We start from the raw sequence: 510 nt of genomic DNA, 5'->3' as shown, positions 1-510 counted from the left end.
GAACTAACTCACTGGCACCTTCTTCATTTGCTCGAGCATAAGGTCGAATTGATGTGTAGGTACTTTCGATTGATTCTTCTTGCACGAGATCCACCAAGTTCTTGCCATAAGCTATGACAACACCGGTGTCTCTTCCACCATTTCGCATCAAACGAATTTCGTTGTTGTCGAAAATATATTCACCGTTGTAATTTTGAAGTATCGAACCTTCCTTTCCGCCCAAGGCATCGGCGGCACTTTCGAAATGGCCAACTTCGGAAAAGTCCATCGCGGTGACCGTCGTCAGATCCGTAAACACGCTAAAATCACGCTGAGGAACTAAAAGAGCGCGCCACTGATTCAACGCTTCTTGCGCCGAAATGGCGGTGTGCTTCTGTCCTTTATTTAGTGCTGTTTTTTCGGTTAAAAGTGAAATATGATCACATTTAATAGAAATAATGCCGTGTTGAGGTTTAGTAATCTTAGTGATTTCAAATCGTTGTCGCTTCGATCGAGTACCCGGACCAACAT

1 protein-coding gene is annotated in these 510 nt (G+C 43.9%); it reads right to left on the bottom strand.

Annotation, left to right across the window (positions count from 1 at the left end):
* Window positions 1-510 (bottom strand): phage tail spike protein (locus P3R27_RS14700; RefSeq protein ID WP_301390191.1); only part of this gene is annotated, 510 nt, incomplete at both ends.

Source organism: Enterococcus spodopteracolus (genome assembly GCF_030441955.1).
Classification (GTDB): Bacteria; Bacillota; Bacilli; order Lactobacillales; family Enterococcaceae; genus Enterococcus_B; species Enterococcus_B spodopteracolus.
This window is presented reverse-complemented; position numbering and strand designations above follow the sequence as displayed.